4 protein-coding genes are annotated in these 2,084 nt (G+C 72.5%); 3 read left to right on the forward strand and 1 reads right to left on the reverse strand.

All coding sequences use genetic code 11. The annotated features are described in order from the left end of the window. The 3 genes from V7004_RS15740 to V7004_RS15750 form a co-directional block, all read left to right on the forward strand. The coding region (locus V7004_RS15740) for a DUF6790 family protein (RefSeq protein WP_334145210.1) at positions 1 to 222 on the forward strand (222 nt) is incomplete at its 5' end. Next, positions 219 to 935, forward strand: coding sequence for a crotonase/enoyl-CoA hydratase family protein (locus tag V7004_RS15745; RefSeq protein ID WP_334145212.1), 717 nt, complete (start codon positions 219 to 221; stop codon positions 933 to 935). The genes V7004_RS15740 and V7004_RS15745, both read left to right, overlap by 4 nt. Positions 936 to 961: 26 nt before the next feature. After that, the gene (locus tag V7004_RS15750) at positions 962 to 1,771 is read left to right on the forward strand and encodes a maleylpyruvate isomerase family mycothiol-dependent enzyme (protein ID WP_334145213.1); all 810 of its coding nucleotides are present in this window, start codon (positions 962 to 964) and stop codon (positions 1,769 to 1,771) included. A gap of 72 nt (positions 1,772 to 1,843) precedes the next feature. On the opposite strand, the gene V7004_RS15755 is transcribed toward V7004_RS15750, so the two are convergent. Next, positions 1,844 to 2,084: universal stress protein (locus V7004_RS15755; RefSeq protein ID WP_334145215.1), on the reverse strand; the 241-nt coding region annotated here is incomplete at its 5' end.

Consider the following 2,084-nt stretch of genomic DNA (forward strand, 5'->3'; position numbering starts at 1 on the left):
GTCGCCATGGGCTCGTTGGCGTTCTTCCTCGTCCCGGTCATCATCGGGCACGTCATGGAGTGGGTCGGGCACGACAACACCGAACCGTCGAACGTGTGGGTGCTGCCGACCGACGTCGGCGTGCCGTTGGTGGCGGTGATCCTGCTCGCCGCCTACCGCCGGGCCAGCGCACCGGCAGGCCGTCCGACACCCGCGCCGGCGGGGGCAGGGGTGGGCGCATGACCGGGAGCACCGAGGGCGCCGTCACCTACGAGCTCGACGGCTCCGTGGCCGTCATCCGCATCGACGACGGCAAGGCCAACGCCATCTCGCATGCCATCGCCGCCGAGCTCGACCGCGGGCTCACCCAGGCCGAGACCGACGCCGCCGGGGCGGTGGTCATCGCCGGCCGGCCCGGACGGTTCTCCGCCGGGTTCGACCTCACCGTCATGCGCAGCGGCATCGACGAAGCCCGTGACCTGCTGCGGGTGGGTGCCGAGCTGGCCCTGCGCATCTACACCTTCCCGGCCCCTGTCGTGCTGGGCGTGACCGGCCACGCCCTGGCCATGGGCGCCATCCTGCTGCTCGCGGCCGACACGAGGATCGGCGCCGCGGGGGAGTTCAAGATCGGCCTCAACGAGGTGGCGATCGGGATGCCCGTCCCCCGGTTCGCCACCGAGCTGGCCCGGGATCGCCTCTCACCCCGGCACCTCACCGCAGCGGTGAACCACGCCCGGATCTACGACCCCACCACCGCCGTCGAGGCGGGTTACCTGGACGAAGTGGTCTCACCCGACGACGTCGAGCAGGCCGCGCTGGACCATGCCGGCGGTCTCGCCACCACCCTCAACCCAGCCGGGTTCCGGCGAACCCGAGAGCACCTACGGGGCGAGCGGGCCGAGCGGGTCCGAGCCGGGCTGGCAGCCGACATCGCGGCGTTCGTCGTCGAGCCCTGACCCGAGAGGCAGGAGGCATCGAGGAGATGGCGGACGAACCGGTGGTGGATCGGCTGGCCGAGGAGTGGGCCTCGATCGACGCGCTCTGCGACGGCTTCACCGAGGCGCAATGGCAGACCCCGACCGCGTTGCCCGGCTGGACCGTCAAGGACTGCGTGAGCCACGTCGTCGGGGTGGAGCGCATGCTCATGGGTGACGCGCAACCGTCCGTCGACGTCTCCCACCTCCCGCACCTGCGGGACGCCTTCGCCGCCAGCCTCGAGACCTGGGTCGAGGAACGCCGCTCCCGTCCCGGGGCGGAGGTGCTCGCCGAGTTCCGGGAGCAGATCCCCCGCCGGCTCGAGCACCTGCGGACCATGACCACCGAGGAGTTCGATCGGCCGAGCCTCTCACCCATCGGCGAGGTGCCCTACCGGGACTTCATGGCCGTGCGGGTGTTCGACTGCTGGATGCACGAGCAGGACATCCGGCGGGCACTCGACCGGCCCGGCCACCTGACCGGGCCGGTGGTGGACGTGGCCCTCGAGCGCTTCCGGGCCGCGCTGGGCTACGTCGTCGGCAAGCGAGCGGGAGCCCCGGAGGGCAGCTCCGTGGTGTTCGTGACCACCGGCGGGCCCGGGATCACCTTCCCGGTGGTGGTGGACGGCCGGGCCCGGCTGGTCGAGCAACCACCCGACGACCCGACCGTGCGGATCACCCTACCCTTCGAGACCTTCGTCGCCCTGGGGGGCGGGCGCTGGGACGCCGAGCAGGCACGGGCGGCCGGAGGCGTCGCCATCGAAGGCGACATCCCTCTCGGCGAGCGGGTCCTCGCCTCGCTCGCCTTCACGCCCTGACCGAGGTCCACGCCAGGCCGCACCGGGCCACACCAGGTCCGCTACTCGACGGGCGCGCCCGGCCCCGATCGGCTAACGAGTGGGGCGCACGAAGAGCATGGCCCGAGGCGACTCCAACAGCACGCCCTGGGCCACGCTGCCGAGCGGGTGGTCGTCGAGCCCGCTGCGGCCGTGGGTGCTCATGGCGATGACCGCGTCCTCGTGGTCGGCCAGGAAGCGGCACAGCCCGGTGGCCGGATCAGGCGCCTCGAGCAACTCGAACGAGGTTCTCGGCACCTCGGCGCTGACTGCCGCCACCCGCTCCGCCAGGTAA

It is taken from the genome of Rhabdothermincola sp., from assembly GCF_036846205.1.
Classification (GTDB): Bacteria; Actinomycetota; Acidimicrobiia; order Acidimicrobiales; family Acidimicrobilacustridaceae; genus Rhabdothermincola.